20 protein-coding genes are annotated in these 16,403 nt (G+C 28.7%); 9 read left to right on the top strand and 11 right to left on the bottom strand.

Annotation, left to right across the window (positions count from 1 at the left end; all coding sequences use genetic code 11):
- Positions 1 to 2: 2 nt before the first annotated feature.
- From L8V79_RS00300 to L8V79_RS00290, 3 genes are read left to right on the top strand one after another with little or no spacing between them, the layout of a single operon-like run.
- Positions 3 to 1,055 (top strand): DHH family phosphoesterase, encoded by a 1,053-nt coding sequence (locus L8V79_RS00300; RefSeq protein ID WP_263702070.1) that lies wholly within the window; start codon positions 3 to 5, stop codon positions 1,053 to 1,055.
- The gene (locus L8V79_RS00295; protein WP_263702069.1) at positions 1,039 to 1,275 is read left to right on the top strand and encodes a hypothetical protein; all 237 of its coding nucleotides are present in this window, start codon (positions 1,039 to 1,041) and stop codon (positions 1,273 to 1,275) included. The genes L8V79_RS00300 and L8V79_RS00295 overlap by 17 nt, the downstream gene beginning before the upstream one ends.
- Positions 1,272 to 1,901 carry a hypothetical protein gene (locus L8V79_RS00290; protein WP_263702068.1) on the top strand — a complete coding sequence of 210 codons (630 nt, stop codon included), beginning with the start codon at positions 1,272 to 1,274 and terminating at the stop codon, positions 1,899 to 1,901. The genes L8V79_RS00295 and L8V79_RS00290 overlap by 4 nt, the downstream gene beginning before the upstream one ends.
- Here the strand turns inward: L8V79_RS00290 and L8V79_RS00285 are convergent.
- Positions 1,890 to 2,021, bottom strand: coding sequence for a hypothetical protein (locus L8V79_RS00285; protein WP_256374638.1), 132 nt, complete (start codon positions 2,019 to 2,021; stop codon positions 1,890 to 1,892). The two genes, L8V79_RS00290 and L8V79_RS00285, sit on opposite strands and share 12 nt — an antisense overlap.
- Before the next feature lie 240 nt (positions 2,022 to 2,261).
- Here L8V79_RS00285 and L8V79_RS00280 point away from each other — a divergent pair, with 240 nt between their 5' ends.
- From L8V79_RS00280 to dnaK, 3 genes are read left to right on the top strand one after another with little or no spacing between them, the layout of a single operon-like run.
- Positions 2,262 to 3,044, top strand: coding sequence for an HrcA family transcriptional regulator (locus tag L8V79_RS00280; RefSeq protein ID WP_263702067.1), 783 nt, complete (start codon positions 2,262 to 2,264; stop codon positions 3,042 to 3,044).
- Positions 3,041 to 3,550, top strand: a complete 510-nt coding sequence (gene grpE / locus L8V79_RS00275; protein ID WP_263702065.1) for a nucleotide exchange factor GrpE — start codon at positions 3,041 to 3,043, stop codon at positions 3,548 to 3,550. The genes L8V79_RS00280 and grpE overlap by 4 nt, the downstream gene beginning before the upstream one ends.
- 22 nt (positions 3,551 to 3,572) lie before the next feature.
- Positions 3,573 to 5,435 carry a molecular chaperone DnaK gene (gene dnaK / locus L8V79_RS00270; RefSeq protein WP_087700645.1) on the top strand — a complete coding sequence of 621 codons (1,863 nt, stop codon included), beginning with the start codon at positions 3,573 to 3,575 and terminating at the stop codon, positions 5,433 to 5,435.
- Between the two features lie 31 nt (positions 5,436 to 5,466).
- Here the strand turns inward: dnaK and L8V79_RS00265 are convergent, their stop codons facing one another.
- From L8V79_RS00265 to L8V79_RS00255, 3 genes are read right to left on the bottom strand one after another with little or no spacing between them, the layout of a single operon-like run.
- On the bottom strand, positions 5,467 to 6,120 hold the full coding sequence (locus tag L8V79_RS00265) for a DNA/RNA non-specific endonuclease (protein ID WP_263702064.1): 654 nt from the start codon (positions 6,118 to 6,120) through the stop codon (positions 5,467 to 5,469).
- Positions 6,117 to 6,560, bottom strand: a complete 444-nt coding sequence (locus L8V79_RS00260) for a GatB/YqeY domain-containing protein (RefSeq protein WP_263702063.1) — start codon at positions 6,558 to 6,560, stop codon at positions 6,117 to 6,119. The genes L8V79_RS00265 and L8V79_RS00260 overlap by 4 nt, the downstream gene beginning before the upstream one ends.
- A 10-nt stretch (positions 6,561 to 6,570) precedes the next feature.
- The gene (locus tag L8V79_RS00255; RefSeq protein WP_263702062.1) at positions 6,571 to 7,530 is read right to left on the bottom strand and encodes a Ppx/GppA family phosphatase; all 960 of its coding nucleotides are present in this window, start codon (positions 7,528 to 7,530) and stop codon (positions 6,571 to 6,573) included.
- Between the two features lie 55 nt (positions 7,531 to 7,585).
- Between L8V79_RS00255 and L8V79_RS00250 the strand changes: the two genes are divergently transcribed.
- The 3 genes from L8V79_RS00250 to L8V79_RS00240 are packed head-to-tail and all read left to right on the top strand — an operon-like array spanning position 7,586 to position 11,017.
- Positions 7,586 to 8,353 (top strand): pyridoxine 5'-phosphate synthase, encoded by a 768-nt coding sequence (locus L8V79_RS00250; RefSeq protein ID WP_263702061.1) that lies wholly within the window; start codon positions 7,586 to 7,588, stop codon positions 8,351 to 8,353.
- Positions 8,350 to 9,450 carry a 4-hydroxythreonine-4-phosphate dehydrogenase gene (gene pdxA, locus L8V79_RS00245; protein WP_263702060.1) on the top strand — a complete coding sequence of 367 codons (1,101 nt, stop codon included), beginning with the start codon at positions 8,350 to 8,352 and terminating at the stop codon, positions 9,448 to 9,450. The genes L8V79_RS00250 and pdxA overlap by 4 nt, the downstream gene beginning before the upstream one ends.
- A gap of 46 nt (positions 9,451 to 9,496) precedes the next feature.
- Positions 9,497 to 11,017, top strand: a complete 1,521-nt coding sequence (locus L8V79_RS00240; protein ID WP_263702059.1) for an inorganic phosphate transporter — start codon at positions 9,497 to 9,499, stop codon at positions 11,015 to 11,017.
- Here L8V79_RS00240 and mnmH read toward each other — a convergent pair.
- The 7 genes from mnmH to L8V79_RS00205 are packed head-to-tail and all read right to left on the bottom strand — an operon-like array spanning position 11,012 to position 16,265.
- Entirely contained in the window at positions 11,012 to 11,995 is a 984-nt protein-coding gene (gene mnmH / locus L8V79_RS00235; protein WP_263702058.1) for a tRNA 2-selenouridine(34) synthase MnmH, read from the bottom strand. The two genes, L8V79_RS00240 and mnmH, sit on opposite strands and share 6 nt — an antisense overlap.
- The gene (locus L8V79_RS00230) at positions 11,988 to 12,476 is read right to left on the bottom strand and encodes an HIT family protein (protein WP_263702057.1); all 489 of its coding nucleotides are present in this window, start codon (positions 12,474 to 12,476) and stop codon (positions 11,988 to 11,990) included. Before L8V79_RS00230 ends, mnmH begins: the two co-directional genes overlap by 8 nt.
- Positions 12,476 to 13,078, bottom strand: a complete 603-nt coding sequence (locus L8V79_RS00225) for an indole-3-glycerol-phosphate synthase TrpC (protein ID WP_263702055.1) — start codon at positions 13,076 to 13,078, stop codon at positions 12,476 to 12,478. Before L8V79_RS00225 ends, L8V79_RS00230 begins: the two co-directional genes overlap by 1 nt.
- Positions 13,063 to 14,298 carry a tetratricopeptide repeat protein gene (locus L8V79_RS00220; RefSeq protein WP_263702053.1) on the bottom strand — a complete coding sequence of 412 codons (1,236 nt, stop codon included), beginning with the start codon at positions 14,296 to 14,298 and terminating at the stop codon, positions 13,063 to 13,065. The genes L8V79_RS00225 and L8V79_RS00220 overlap by 16 nt, the downstream gene beginning before the upstream one ends.
- Positions 14,274 to 14,645: a YkgJ family cysteine cluster protein gene (locus tag L8V79_RS00215; protein WP_263674548.1), complete on the bottom strand. Its 372-nt coding sequence runs from the start codon at positions 14,643 to 14,645 to the stop codon at positions 14,274 to 14,276. The genes L8V79_RS00220 and L8V79_RS00215 overlap by 25 nt, the downstream gene beginning before the upstream one ends.
- A complete protein-coding gene (locus L8V79_RS00210; protein WP_263702052.1) occupies positions 14,635 to 15,327 on the bottom strand; it encodes a tRNA1(Val) (adenine(37)-N6)-methyltransferase in 693 nt (230 codons plus the stop codon). Before L8V79_RS00210 ends, L8V79_RS00215 begins: the two co-directional genes overlap by 11 nt.
- Positions 15,321 to 16,265, bottom strand: coding sequence for an NAD(P)-binding domain-containing protein (locus tag L8V79_RS00205; protein WP_263702051.1), 945 nt, complete (start codon positions 16,263 to 16,265; stop codon positions 15,321 to 15,323). The genes L8V79_RS00210 and L8V79_RS00205 overlap by 7 nt, the downstream gene beginning before the upstream one ends.
- Positions 16,266 to 16,403 lie beyond the last annotated feature (138 nt).

Genomic DNA, 16,403 nt, shown 5'->3' with positions numbered 1-16,403 from the left:
ATATGAAAATTTATCATCTTTCACATACGGATTTAGATGGTTATGCTTGTCAGTATGTGCTAGATTTTTATTTTAAGAATTGTTATTTTTATAATTCTAATTATGGTAAAGAGATTAATGAAAATTTTAATGTGATTTTTAAAAATATAGAGGAAGATTTAAAGCAAAATCCTAATGAAGAATTTGTGATTTTAATCACGGATTTAAATTTAACTTTAAGTCAATGTGAAGATTTTCAAAAAGCTATAGAAGGTAAAAAAATCAAGCTTTTACTTTTAGATCATCATCAAAGTGGCTTAGAGTGTATGCAAAAATATCCTTGGTATTTTTTAGATGATAAAAGATGTGCTACTAAGATTGTTTATGATTTTTTTAGTAAATGTTATGGCGAAAATAAGGCTTTGTCAGAATTTGTAGATGTGGTAAATGCAGTAGATATTTGGTTGAGTGAAGATGAGAACTTTGAACTTGGAAAAGTATTACTTGGTATGGTTTCTGGAGCAAAAGAAATCAATAGAGTAATGTTTGCACAAGAAAATATCAAATATCTTTTTTATCTTTTTGATGTTTGTAGAAAATACATTCATCAAAAAAATGCTCATATTAATTTAGATGATGATTTGCATGGCTTAAAAAAATCTTTTTTTAAAAAAGAAAATGATGATACTTTAAGCAATTTAATTTCCAAATTTGTGGTAGAAAGACTAAGTGTAAATAAAGAAAAATTTAGTGTATTTTATAAAGGAAGTAAAGGTTTATTAACTTCAAATATAGGCAATACTTCTGTAATTGGAAATGATTTTTTAATGCAAAATCCCGATTTTGATTTTTTTGTTGATCTTAGTTCAAGAAAAACCTTAAGTTTTAGAGCAAATAATAAAATCGATGTGAGTTTGATGGCTAAAAGCTTGGTCAATGGGGGAGGGCATAAAAATGCTAGCGGTGGATTGTTCGCTGCGTATAAAGATAGCTCTAGCTATGATTTTATAAAAGCACAATTTGTGGATTTGATTAAAAGCAAAGAATTAAAGGAAAATAATGAAAACAAATCATGATTTTAAAGAAGAAATAGAAAATTTACAATATGAATTAAGCATAGTTTTAGAAGCAATGCTCTTGTTTGCTGGGGTAAAAAGAGCAAAATTAGAAAAAGCAATTGGACTTTATATTGATTGTATTGATGAGGTTTGTCAAAATATTCAAAAAGAAGGAGTTGATGAGATCTTAGAAGTAGTGGAGTACTTAAAAATTCATCATAAAGATTTATTTGAATGAAAATTTTATTATTGCTTTTTATGGGAATTTTTTCTTATGCAAATATCTATGAAGATCTAAGTGATTTTGCTTACAATAAACAAAACACGCTAAATTTAAGCTCAAGTCAAGCTTTATTTTTAGAATACAAACAAAACAAACAAGCTTGTGTGGATATAGTACTTGCTAAAGATAAGGTTTTTGTGGTTAAAATTTATCCATTATGTGAAAATTTAAATGAAAAAAGTCTAAATGAATACTTAAATACGCAATTTATAAGTTTATACGCTAAAGATTTATCAAAACTAAGAAAAGAAATTGCTGATATTAAAAATATTATGCGTGATTTTATGATTTATTATACCTTACATCAATCTTTTGCAGATGAAATTAAGAAAATGAGTAAAAATGATAAATTACAAGCATATGAACTAGATGAGAAAAAAGGTGGAAAAATTCTTTACAAGGTTAATAATCAAGCTTGTGTAGTTTTTGATTTGTATTTAGATGAAAATTTGCAAGCTAGTATGCAAGTAAGTGGAATGGAAAATTTGGATAAAACTTGTATGGATTTAATCTCATCCCCTGATTTTAAAGACTTATCCTTCACAGAAGAGGGTATGAGAAAATATAAATTAAAAAACTAATCTAAAAAATCTTAAATAATATAACTTTAAAATTCTACTTAAAGCCATTTTTTTTCTTTCTATATTGGAAAACACATAAGCTTCAAGATCTTGCTTTTCTCTTAAAGTAAGATTTTTCATTATTGTAAACCTTTTAAAAAATATTGCTAGACGCAATTATATTATCTTTTCTTTTAAAAAAACTGAAAAAGAAATTTTTATATATTATATATAAATGGCTAAATAAACTTTAGTTATATAGACTAAATAATTTTAAATATTTTTATTTAAAAATAACTTGACATTATTATACTAAAGTTGTATAATTATTTTGTCACTTAAAAACATTGAGTGCTAAAATAAAAAATTTAAGGTTTTGTAGTGAAGTCTTATAGTAAAAAAGATTTAATTTTAAAAACCATCATTGAGACGTATCTAGAGGGTAATAATCCTGTGGGTTCTAATGAGTTAAATCATAAAGTAAGCATACCTGCTTCTACTATAAGAGTTTATTTTAAAAAATTAAGCGATGAGGGTGTATTAACACAACTTCATATTAGTAGTGGTCGTATACCAACTTTTAGTGCTATGAAGGCTTATTGGTATGAGCAACTTTGCGAAAATGAGATTGTGATTAATGATCTTGCTTTGCTAGAGTTTTTGCTTGATAAGTTTGAAATTTATACCTTAGTTTATGGTGGCGATGAGCTTATTTTGCAAGATATTACTAAGGTTAATGATAAATTCATCATACTTGATTTTGGACAAAATGAGTTTGTTTTAAGATTTAGCCAAGATAGTCTGGTTTTCTTGCAAAGACTTATAGGGCTTGATCTAAAAAGTATTGAAAATTTAGCTTTTAGAGTTGAGTTTAAAGAGTTATTGGAAAAAATAACTATGCTAAAAGAAGCTATGGTTTATTATAGATATAATGAGAGTAAAGCTTATCAAATTTATCAAAATGATGAATTTGCTAAGCTTTTATCTCCTCAAATTGGATTTTATTTTAATGATAAATTGCAATTTGATCCTTTATTTGAAGAGGGTTTTATGGGGTTAAAGCTTAAGAGTACATTTTTAGGTAAAGAATCTAATGTGGTTTTTGCCGGTAGTGTGTATTCTGATTTTAAAACAATGTTAAATATTATAAAGGAGGCTGCGTGAGCGAAGAAAAGCAAAATGAGCAAATGCAAGAAGAAGCAGTGGAAAATTCAGAAAGTCAAAACAATGAATTAGAAAAACTTCAAGCAGAGTATAATGAGTTAAAAGATACTTATTTAAGAGCAAATGCTGAATTTGAAAATATCAAAAAAAGAATGGAAAAAGAAAAAATTTCAGCAACAATTTATGCAAATGAAAGTTTTGCTAAAGATTTGCTTGATGTAGTTGATGCATTAGAGGCGGCTATTAATGTAGAAGCCAATGATGAATTAAGTTTAAAAATCAAAGAAGGGGTTCAAAACACTTTAGATTTGCTTTTGAAAAAACTTGAAAAACATATGGTTAAGGTAATAGAAGCAAATGGTGAGTTTGATCCAAATTTACATGAGGCGATGTTTCATGTTGAAAGTGCTGATCATGAAAGCAATCATATCGTTCAGCTTTTACAAAAGGGTTATATGATGAATGATAGAGTGATTAGATCAGCAAAAGTTAGTGTTGCAAAATAAAATTTAATAAAAAGGATAAAAAATGGCAAAAGTTATAGGTATAGATTTAGGTACAACAAATTCTTGTGTGAGTGTATATGAAAGAGGTGAGAGTAAAGTTATCCCAAATAAAGAAGGTAAAAATACTACTCCTTCAGTAGTTGCTTTTACAGATAAAGGTGAAGTTTTAGTTGGAGATAGTGCTAAGCGTCAAGCTGTGACTAATCCTGAAAAAACTATTTATTCTATAAAAAGAATCATGGGTTTGATGATTAATGAAGAAGCGGCAAAAGAAGCTAAAAATCGCTTACCTTATCATATCACAGAGAGAAATGGGGCTTGTGCGATTGAAATAGCAGGTAAAATTTATACTCCACAAGAAATTTCAGCAAAAGTTTTAATGAAGTTAAAAGAAGATGCAGAGGCTTTCTTGGGCGAAAAAGTAGAAGATGCGGTTATTACTGTTCCAGCGTATTTTAATGATGCACAAAGAAAAGCTACAAAAGAAGCAGGACAAATTGCAGGATTGAATGTATTAAGAATTATTAATGAACCAACTGCAGCAGCTTTGGCTTACGGACTTGATAAAAAAGAAAGTGAAAAAATTGTAGTTTATGATTTAGGTGGCGGTACATTTGATGTTACTGTGCTTGAAACAGGTGATAATGTTGTAGAAGTTTTAGCAACCGGTGGTAATGCATTTTTAGGCGGTGATGATTTTGATAATAAATTAATCGACTTTTTAGCAAATGAGTTTAAAGATGAAACAGGTATTGATCTTAAAAACGATGTAATGGCTTTACAAAGATTAAAAGAAGCAGCTGAAAATGCTAAAAAAGAATTAAGTTCAGCTAATGAAACTAATATTAATTTACCATTTATCACAGCTGATGCAAGTGGTCCAAAACACTTAACTAAAACTCTAACAAGAGCTAAATTTGAAAGTATGATTGATGGCTTAGTTGCTGAAACTATTAGTAAGATTAACGAAGTAGTAAAAGATGCAGGACTTGACAAAAATGAAGTAAAAGAAATCGTTATGGTGGGTGGTTCTACTCGTGTTCCACTGGTACAAGAAGAAGTTAAAAAAGCTTTTGGAAAAGAGCTTAATAAATCAGTAAATCCTGATGAAGTTGTTGCAATAGGTGCGGCAATTCAAGGTGCGGTTATTAAAGGTGATGTTAAAGATGTATTATTGCTTGATGTTACTCCACTTTCTTTGGGTATTGAAACTTTAGGTGGTGTGATGACTAAAATCATTGAAAAAGGTACAACTATACCAACTAAAAAAGAACAAGTTTTCTCAACTGCTGAAGATAATCAAAGCGCAGTTACCATCAATGTTTTACAAGGTGAGAGAGAATTTAGCCGTGATAATAAATCTTTAGGAAATTTCAATCTTGAAGGAATTCCACCAGCACCTCGCGGTATGCCACAAATTGAAGTAACTTTTGATATTGATGCAAATGGTATTTTAACAGTTAGTGCAAAAGATAAAGCTACAGGTAAAGCTCAAGAGATTAAAATCACAGGTTCAAGTGGACTAAGTGAAGAAGAGATCAATAATATGGTAAAAGATGCAGAGCTTCACAAAGAAGAAGATAGAAAACGCAAAGAAGCAGTAGAAGCTAGAAATGCTGCTGATAGCTTAGTACATCAAGTAGAAAAATCTTTAAGTGAGCTTGGAGATAAAGTAGGCGATGATGATAAAGCAAATATTCAAAAAGCCTTAGATGAGTTAAAAGAGACATTGAAAAATGCTAATGCTTCTAAAGAAGAAATCGAAGGCAAAATGAAAGCTTTAAGTGAAGTTTCTCATAAATTAGCAGAAAATATGTACAAAAAAGAAGAACCAAACGCTCAAAAGAAAAAAGACGATGATGTAATCGATGCTGAAGTTGAGTAAAAACTAAACTAGAAGCCTTGTTGCTTCTAGTTTAATCAATATATTTTTTACAATCTTCCTTAAAATAATTTCTATCAAATCTTGCAAAATTATCATTATTTGGTACTTTATAGCATTCGCTGAAATTTTTAGCCTTAAGAATTTTGACATAAAAACTAGGAATGGCTATGTTGTTTTTAATACGTTTTGGCTTATCATCATAAAGTACTAAATTTAAGACTTCTAATTCTTTATTTTTCTTTGCTAAATATCTTTCTCTTTGTTCGATTTCATTCCAAATTTCTGCATTAATATCTTTTTTTTGCGGAGTTATGTTGCTCATTAAAAAAGTGCTAAGTTGAGCTTGTGGGGTTGCATTCATGGATTGATTTGGCACGACATGTCCTCTTGTATAACCACTTCTTAAATAATCCTCCCAATAAGTTCTGTATTTTTTAGGTATGTTGGTATCTTCTTGAAATCTTGGGCGTTTTTTGATGTGTCCTTGATTTAAAATTTTAGCTTCTAATTTATAAGCAATTGCCTTAGTGCCTTTATAATTATAATCATAACAATTAATATAATAATATTTATCCATCAATAAAGAGCAGTCTTTAAAATAAGCTTTAAAGCTAGGATACAATTCATATTGAGTGTAAGCAAAAGAGCTTAAAGCTAAGGCGCAAAGTGCTAAAACTTTTTTCATACTAAAAGCTTTCTTACCATTTCATTAAGTCTTTTACCATCAACGCTTGCGCCAAAAGCTGCTTTAGCTTCTTTCATCAAAATACCTTGTTCTTTTAAAGAGCTAATTTGTAATTTATCTATAAGTTTTTTTAGCTCACTTTCTAATTCCTCATCGCTAAGTTGTTTTGGTAAATAAGTACTTAAAATAGCTACTTCTTGGAGTTCCTTTTGTGCTAAATCTTCTCTAGAGCCTTTAGAAAAAGCCAAAGCTGCTTCATTTCGTTTTTTAATCTCACTTGCAATGATTTTATATATTCTTTCATCACTAAGCGTAATTCTCTCATCAACTTCTATTTGTTTAAAGCTAGCATTAAGTGTTCTTAAAGTGTTTCTTTTGAAATCATCTTTATTACGCATAGCTTCTTTGATATCTTCTAAAATTTGATCTTTTAAACTCATTTTTTCTCCTTTAAAATTTGATATTTTTAAAATGTGCTATACACACACCTTCTCTAACACCATCATCAATCACAATGAGCTTTTGTTTATTAAATAAAGCAAAAAGTATCATTGAACCTGCTATGAGGTATTTTTTTCTATTTTCCCCAAGGTAAATTTTAGCTTTTTCTTGTTCTAAATTCCAAATTTTTAATGCAAAATCAAAAAAATCTTTGCGTTTGAGTATTTTGCCATTTACATTTTCTTCTAGGTAATCTTTGTATTTTATGTTTTGTTTATAAGCACAAAGTGTGGTGGGTACTCCTGAATTTAATATGAAAAAATTTCCTTTTAATTTTATATCTTTACTAAGATTAAAAGCTTTTAGGGCAAGTTGTTTTAAATGCGCAGGGTAGGGGCTTAGATGAATTTTTAATTTTTCATCTTTAATACGTGCAAGATTTTGTGGATATTTTTTAAAAAATCTTACATAAGCACTTGGTTTTATGGCTTTAAAATGCATTCTTTCATAAAAACTAATAATTCCAAAATCATAACTTTTGCTAAACTTTTCATTTGAAATTTCACAAGAAGCACCGCCTAAATCACAATAGTTTAGGTCTTTTCTAAAAAGCTTAAGAGCTTTAAGACGCTCTTGCATACCTAAAATACTTAGTTTTGCTTCAGTTTTTGCATCGATTAATTTTACATCAAGTTTAAATTCTTTTTGAATTTTTTCAAAAATAAACTCAGTATTTTTTGCTTTTCTAAAAGCAGCTGTGGCGACTGCTTTGGCTTGACTTAAGTCATAATTTTTTTCTTTTAAGATTTTTAAAGCGTTAAAAATTCTTTCTATGGCTTCATCGCTAATGATGTCATTTTGCATATTTTTAGCTGTCCCTATGATAAATTCTTCGCTTTTTAGTTTATTAAAATTCTCATCCATTAAAACAGCTCTTAATGTATTTGAACCCATATCAATACCTAGCACTAGCTCTCCTTAAAAAATTTAAAGTATAATAGCAAAAAACTTATAAGGAAAACTTATGCTTTTAGGGGTTAATATCGATCATATAGCAGTTTTAAGAGAAGCTAGAAAAGTAAATGATCCTGATTTGCTTGAGGCTGCTTTTTTGAGTGCAAATTTAGCTGATCAAATCACTATCCATGTAAGAGAAGATCGTCGCCATGCTAATGAGTTTGATTTAGAAAATATCTTAAAATATTGCAAATGTGTAGTGAATTTAGAATGCTCTATTGATATGATAGAATATGCTTTAAAATACAAACCCTCACGCGTTACTTTAGTGCCTGAAAAAAGACAAGAACTTACAACAGAAGGTGGTTTAAATTTAGATAATGAAAAACTACAAGAAGCCATTAATGTTTTAAAACAAGAGCAAATCGAAGTTTCTTTATTTATTGATCCTAATTTAGAAGATATCAAAAAATCATCTTCTTTAAATGCTGATTTTATAGAGCTTCATACAGGCTTGTACGCTAATATTTATAATGCACTATATACTAATATCAATCAAACTTCTTATGCATTGCCTGAATTAATTTTAAGTAAAAATGAACTCAAAAAGCTTTTAGAAAATGAACTCCAAAGATTAAGACAAAGTGCAAGTTTGGCTAAGAGTTTAAATTTAAGAGTAGCAGCTGGACATGGGCTTAATTATAAAAATGTAAAAAATATTGTAGATATTTTAGAAATAGAAGAGTTAAATATAGGCCAAAGTATAGTAGCAAGATCGGTTTTTGTGGGCTTAGAAAAAGCTATATTGCAAATGAAAGCTTTGATTAAAAGATGAAAAAAATTGCTATTAGCATAGGGGATTTAAATGGCATAGGTATGCAAATTTTATTATCTTGTCATGATGAGCTAGTAAAAATTTGTGATCCTTATTATTTTGTGCATTATGAATTATTTCAAAAAGCAAATAAACTTTTGAAAATAAATCCTAAATCTAAAATCAATTTAGTTGAAATTTCTAATGCTTCAAAACTACAGTTTACCTTTAAAGAAGAAAAAGAAAATTTTTTAATTTATGAGTTTTCATATCAAGCTAGTAAAATTATTGATTTTGATTTTGAGTTAAATCCTGCGAATTTAGACGCTAAAAGCGGGGTTTATTCTTTTTTAAGTTTTGAAGGAGCTAGTTATTGTACGCATTTGTTTTTAGATGCTTTGGTAACTTTACCGATTAATAAAAAAACTTGGCAAATGGGGGGAGTGAGTTATAAAGGTCATACTGAGGCACTAAGAGATTTTTTCAAACAAGATGCTATTATGATGTTAGGGTGTGATGAGCTTTTTGTGGCTTTATATACTGAGCATATGGCTTTAAGAGATGTTTTTAAAGAGATTAAGGCTTTTAAAGTTGTACAATTTTTAATTAATTTTTATCAATGCACTTTATTTGAAAAAATTGGAGTTTTAAGTTTTAACCCTCATGCAAGTGATAATGGCGTAATAGGCGGAGAAGAAGAGCAGGAAATAAAAAAAGCTATAAGAATGGCAAATGTATTTTTAAAAGATTACACGTTGAATTTGCAAAATTTAGAAAATGAAGATTTTTTAAGTCAAAAAGAAAAAGAACTTTCTTGTAAGGAAAATACTTATTTAAGTGAGCCTTTGGTGGCTGATAGCGCTTTTACCCCTTTTGCGTTAAGTAAATGCAAGTATTTAGTGAGTATGTATCATGATGTAGGCTTAGCACCTTTAAAGGCTTTGTATTTTGAAAAAAGTATTAATGTGAGTTTAAATTTACCTATAATTCGTACTAGCGTTGATCATGGCACAGCTTATGATAGGGCTTATAAAAATGAAAAAATTAATTTACAAAGTTATATGCAAGCAGTGAAATCTGCTTTGCAATTTTTAAAAATCAAAGAAAAAACTAAGTAAAAGTTACTAAAATTAATTCATTAAAATAAATTCTTAAGGAGAATACTTGAGTAAAGATAATGCTATTGCATTTTTTATTTTTATTGTGAGTGTTTTATGTTTTTTTGTTTGGGGATATAATTATATTCCTAATAATTCCATGATATTATTTATCCTTGCTAGTATATTTGGTATTTTTATGGCCTTTAATGTCGGTGGTAATGATGTAGCAAATTCATTTGGTACTAGCGTAGGCGCTAAAACTGTTACTATAAAACAAGCTTTGATTATTGCAGCGGTGTTTGAATTAAGCGGGGCTGTGTTTGCAGGAGGAGAAGTAACAAATACTATAAGAAGTGGTATAGTGGTTTTACCTGATGGAATTAATCCTATGGTGTTTGTATGTGTAATGCTCTCAGCTTTGTTAAGTTCAGGAATTTGGCTTTTTGTGGCGACTAAAAAAGGACTTCCAGTTTCTACCACTCATAGTATTATAGGAGGTATTGTAGGTTCAAGTATTGCTATGGGCTTTGTATTTTTTGATCAAGATCAAGCATTATCTATGGTAAATTGGAATGGTATTTATAAAATAGCTATGAGTTGGGTTATTTCGCCTTTGCTTGGCGGGCTTGTGGCGTATTTAATTTATGCTTATATTTATAAAAAAATTCTAAAGCCATCAGAAGAAATAACTCTTGTGGTAAAAGAAATTAAAAAAGAAAAAAAAGCATTTAAAGAAGAATATTTTAAAAATTTAAAAAACAAAAGCCAAGAAGAGCAAATCAAAGAACTTAGTGCTATTGTTTTAGATGATGATGAAAAAAGAAGTGAATATAAGTTAAAAATCAAAGAGTTAAAAGAAAAAGAAAAAAACATAGATGTTTTCTCAAGAATGAAATTTCACGTTCCTTTAATAGCAGGTGTAGGTGCATTAACTATTGCTTCTATGTTTTTATTTAAGGGTTTAAATAATGTTTCTACTTTAGATGTAATGCAAAATTTATGGATAGTATCGATTATTTCTATTTTTGCCTATATTGTTACTTTGGCAGTTGTGAGATTGATGAAAAAAACTCAGGTTAATAAAACCATAGAAAAGATTTTTTCATGGTTTCAAATTTTTACTGCTTCAAGTTTTGCTTTTTCACATGGAGCTAATGATATAGCTAATGCTCTTGGGCCATTTGCCGCTATTTTAGACGTACTTAAAAATAACACCATTAATCCTAGCTCGCCAGTGCCATTTGCTGTGATGCTTATGTTTGGTATAGCTTTGGTTATTGGACTTTGGTTTTTGGGTAAAGAAGTTATTCAAACTGTGGGTTCAAAACTTGCTGAAATTAAACCAACAACAGGCTTTAGTGCTGAACTTGGTGCAAGTATCGTTATACTTTTAGCTACCCAACTTGGAATTCCAGTTAGCTCAACCCATATTTTAATCGGTGCTATTTTAGGTATAGGGGTATTTAATAAAGATGCTAAATGGGCTATGATGAAACCTATTGGTTTAGCATGGGTGATTACTTTACCAGTTGCTGGAATTCTTTCAAGTATTATTTTTATTATCTTTGTAAATACAATCTTATGAGTTTAAACTCATAAGATGTTTTTTAGCTTCATCTAAATTAGAACTATTGATAAAATAATCAATTTTTGAAGGTTTTTTATATACTTTATCATAATATTCAAAAAGCATTTTTACACAAAGTTCTAAATTGTTTTCTTCATAATTTTGACAAAGTCTTAGTTTAAAATCCTTGCTAATATAAGGTGATATTTTTTCAACACATTGATAAAATACTTTTTTATCCATTGGAGTATAGTTTTTTAAAACTCTTTGAATGCGTAAATTCATATCACACTCACACCAAATTTTCTTAGCTTTTTGCATGCTATTGTATAAATTTAGCGGGATAGTTAAATTTCCAATTTGTCTGCTTTCAGCTTCTATAAAACAAGTTTTATAAGTATAATCTTTTAAAAAATAAAACAATTCATCTTCAAAGGCTTTTTGGCTTGGTTGTTCTCCATAAATTTTACCAAAACTTGATCCTTGATGATTAGCTAGTTTTTCTAAATTTAAAGCATTATCTAAAGTTTGGATTAAATCACTTTTGCCACTTGCTGTATTACCACAAAGACATAAAAACTCAATATTTAAATCTTTTCTAAAAAACTCACTCACATAACTTCTATAAGCTTTATATCCACCTTCTAATCTTACAACCCTATAGCCAAGTTCAGCTAAGATTAAAGCAATAGCTTTTGATCTTTTACCACCTCTTGCGCAATAAATTCCCACCAAAGAGCCTATTTTATAATTTTGATAAATTTTATTAATATGCTCACTCATATTTTTACAAATATAACTTGCGCCTTTTGCTTTAGCTAAGCCTTTGTTTTTCTTATAAAGTGTGCCTATTTCTTCAAATTCATTATCATTGAGTGCGTAGTAATTCTGCGCAGATTTTATATGAGCAAGTTTGTATTCTTTGGGGCTTCTTGCGTCAATTAAAAGATCAAAATTAAATTTTAAAAAATTTTCAAAATCAACTTCTTTATACATAGTCTTTAAAAGCTTTACATAAGGTGGTATAAACTTTTTCCAAATCGCTCCCGCAAACTCTAGTTTGTCCTATGGTGGTGATAAAATTTGTATCGCCTTGCCATCTTGGGATTAAATGATAATGACAATGTGGTGCTATGCCAGCTCCTGCTGCGCTGCCTAAATTCATACCTATATTAACACCCTTAGCATGAAAGTTTTCTTTTAAAATTTTAACTCCAATACGCACAAAATGGCTAATTTCTAGCCATGTATCATCACTTAAATCTTCTATATTTTCTAAATGCTCATAAGGGATAATCATAAAATGACCTGGACTATAAGGGTACTTATTCATAATGCCAAAACATTCTTTAGCTCTAAAAATTACCCCAAGTTTTTCATCTTCATTAAGTTCATACTTGCAATGACAAAAAGGGCAAAAATTTTTATCTTTATTGTTAAAATAAACATCCCTCCAAGGTGCGTATAAATACTCCATCAACTCTCCTTTATGCAAGCATGTAGATTTTTAATATTTTTACTTATAAGAGCTTTATTTTTTGGTATCAAAGATAATAGCTTTTCATCTTCTAATAAAAAAATTCTAGCTCCAGCTAAAATAGCATTATTAAGATCACTTTTGCTTTCAAGGTAAAAAATGGCCTCTAAACCAAGATGTATTGCAAAATTATAAAGTTTTTTTAGTTGCATAGTTTTTAGCATTTTAGGAAATACAATAAACGCATCAGCCCCATATACTAAGCTTTCTAAAATTTGATATTCATCAAAAATAAAATCAAATTGTACAATAGGTTTTTCATGATAGCGTCTAAAAAGACTTAAATTTTGTATGTCTTGATTAAGCAAAGGGCTTGTTGGCAAGATGATGGCATCGAAATTTTCATGATTAAAATTTAAATCTTTAGAATATAAAAAATGTGAAAGTTTTCCTTCAAGTAAAAGTGTATAAATATCTTTAGGATAAAAGGCGTTAGAAGCTAGACTTCTGCCTAGCATATCATAAGGAAAAATTTCTTTTTTACTTTCAAGAATTTTTTGTGTTTTTGAAAAATGATTTTTTAAATCTATTGTTTTAAACATTTTTCAATAGCCTTTAAATGCTCTTTGCTTTCATCTGAGCTTGAAAATTCTTTATCATGCAGTGTTTTTTGCAAAATTTCATAAGCCTTTTTGCAATCTTTAAGTTTATAATACCCCCAAGCTAAAGAGTCTAGATAGTAAAGATTTTGTGGTTCTTGTTCAAGCGCCCAGCCTACTAGCTCTATACCTTTGACTATATCAATATCATATTCAATTAAAGCATAGCCATAGTAGTTTTGATATAAAGCATCACTGCGCACATCTACGCTTTGTTCAAATTTTTTCATGATAGAGGCTAGAATTTTTGGATCCGTGACTTTTTTACTTTTAGGATCCATATGAATTTCAAATTCTAAAACACCTGCCATAGAAAGATATTTTTTATCTTTACTAAGTTCATAATGTTTTAAAGCTATTTCATAGGCCTTTTTATAATCTTTTGTTTGTGTGTATAAGAAAATTTTGGTATCAGGATCTATGTTATATTTTTGGGTTAAATTTAGAGACTGAGTATAATTTTTTTCTTGTACTAGTAATTCTATCATAGCGTAGATGTATTTAATATCATTGTTGAGTTTATATAGCTTTTCAAGGGTTTGGATACTTGCTTTGTGATCTTTTTGCTCTTGATAAATTTTTAAAAGTAGGGTGCATGTTTTAAGGGTGCATTGTGAACTTTTTACAAATTCTTCTAAGGCCTTTTTAGCTTGGTTGATATTTTTATTTTTGATATTAATTTCAACTATTTTAAGTAATAAATTTTCATGCTCAAAAAGCTTATAAGCAAGATTGTATTGCTCTAAAGCTTTAGTATATAAAGCTTTTTTAGCAAAAATATCGCCTAATATTTCATAATTTCTATAATCTTGTTCTTCTTTAATGAGTTTATAAAGTATAGCTTCAGCTTGTTTATAATCTCCTATTTCAAAAAAATATAAAGCATTTAATCTTGCAATAGCTGTGTGTTCTAAAAAGTCTTTAGAAGCTTTTAAAAGCTCATCTTTTTGTTTTAAATTGGCACTTAAGGCTAAAAGTAAAGCCTTTTGCAAATAAATACTTTCATTATTTTCATGAAATAAATTTGTATAAATATCACATGCTTTTTGAAATTGTCCATGCTCTTCATAAATAAGTGCTTGTAGGATTTTATCTTCACCTTTGGCTAAAGCAAGGCTTGTTAGGATAAAAACTATAATTAGTGAAAGCAAACCCCTATACATTCTTTTTTTAACTCCTCTTTGTGTGTTTTAAAATACTCCCAAAATGGAAAAGTTCTGCATTGTTTTGGTCTATGCTTGTAAATTAAACATTTTTTATACATTGTATCAAAAAAAATACAACGATAGCCATTTTCATACTTTGCTTCTTTAAAGCTATATTTAAATCCAACTTTGATGAGGTATTGTTCTTTAAAGGCTTCAAAGTTTAAATTTAAAAAACTAGCAATAGCTTCTAGTTCTTCTTTGCTAGCATAGATATACCCACTTTCTCCAGTGCAACACTTCCCACCACATTTTTCACAAGCACTTTCATCAAAAGAATAATCAAAACCTTTTTCACACATCATAGCTTATAGTTCCTGTATTTTTATAAATTTCACTAATTTTTGGATTTAAAACATCATTTTCATACATAAAAAGTGTAGGCATTATAGCGCATGGACTTTTGCTATTTTTTTTAATATGCATTAAAACAAGTCTTGCGTTAGTTTGTGCATTAGTATGAACACATTGAAGTGAAACTAGTTTTAATTTAAAATGTTTTAAATAAGCACAAATTTCATCTAAAAAACTTGCCTCATAACACATAAAAAAACTACCATTTGGTTTGATTAAAGTATTTATTTTAGCAAACATTTTCTCAAGTGGCATAAAATCTTGATATCTTGATATACATAAATGTAAATCTTGGCTTTTTTGTGTATTTTTTTTATAAAATGGAGGATTAGAGATTAAAAAATCAAATTTTATGTCACTTTTATAGTTTAAAAAGTCTTCACAAATGCCTTGAATTTCAAGTTTATTTTCTTTAGCATTTTTATAACTTAGTTTGATATTTTGCTCTTGGATATCTAGTAGATAAACATTTGAATTTGGAAATTTTTGCTTTATCAAAAGTCCTAAAATTCCACAACCACATCCTATATCAAGGATATTTCCTTTTAAATTATTTTTAGATAAAAAGTCAAAAAGCAAAAGGCTATCATTATTATAACGATAGCCTTTTGAGTATTGAAAGAGTTTTAGCATTTATAAAGATGATCGCAGATTTTAAATGAATCATTTAAACCCACTACAATAGAAGCTCCATTTTTACTCGCTATATCACCTGCTACAAATAATCCTTTTACATTGCTTTCTTTATTTTCATCAAAGCTTGGCACGCCTTTTTCATCAACATCTATAGAGCATTTTTGTAAGAAATCAAGTGGAGTTGAACCCCCAATAGCATAAATAATACGATCATAAATTTCATTTGTGTCATTAGTGAAATTTACTTTAGCTTTACCACTTTCATCTTCAATACTAGTTATATCTATGCCAAGTTTTGCTTTTACACTACCTTGTTCAAAAGCTTTTTGAATATCTTCTAGATTAATATCGTTTAATCTTGAGAAAGTTTCTCTTCTATAGCAAAGCGTCACATCGTTATTTTTAGCTAAATCTATAGCGTATTCTGCTGCTGAATTTCCACCACCTACAACTAAGATTTTTTCACCTTGGCTTGCTGAATTTGCATTAAAATTGATGATTTTTGTTAAAGTTATAGGTAGAGTATAGCTTGGTTTATTTGGTTTGCCCATTCTACCTATGGCAATAACTGCATTTTTGCAAATATAATTTTCATTTGCGGTGCTAACGATGAAATTTTCTCCATCTTTTTTAACACTTTCAACTTCACTAGAAAGCTTTACTTCAAGATTATACTCTTTGATAGCATTTTGGAAAGTTTCTATCGTACTTTCTCTAGTTCCATCTTCAAAATTTATATGCCCGTGATTTGTGCTATCACAACCTTTATAAGCTTTATCTACTCTTTTGCCTTCTTTGTAAAATTTTACTAAGGTTTGACAAATCGCATCAGCTTTTTCTAAAACAATAACTTCTTTATTTTTTATTTTAGCTTCTACTCCCGCTGCAATACCTGCAGGGCCAGCACCAATAACTACCATATCAAAAATTTTCATTATTTCCCTTTTTTAGTATTTTAATGTGTAAATGTATCAAAAAAATGATAATGAAATATAAAAATTTATAGATAATTTTAATTTTTTGTAGAGTTTTTGTTTTTATTGCAACTCATTTAATTAAAAAAATTTTTTAAA

Source organism: Campylobacter sp. IFREMER_LSEM_CL2194 (assembly GCF_025771685.1).
In the GTDB taxonomy this organism is placed as follows: domain Bacteria; phylum Campylobacterota; class Campylobacteria; order Campylobacterales; family Campylobacteraceae; genus Campylobacter_D.
This window is presented reverse-complemented; position numbering and strand designations above follow the sequence as displayed.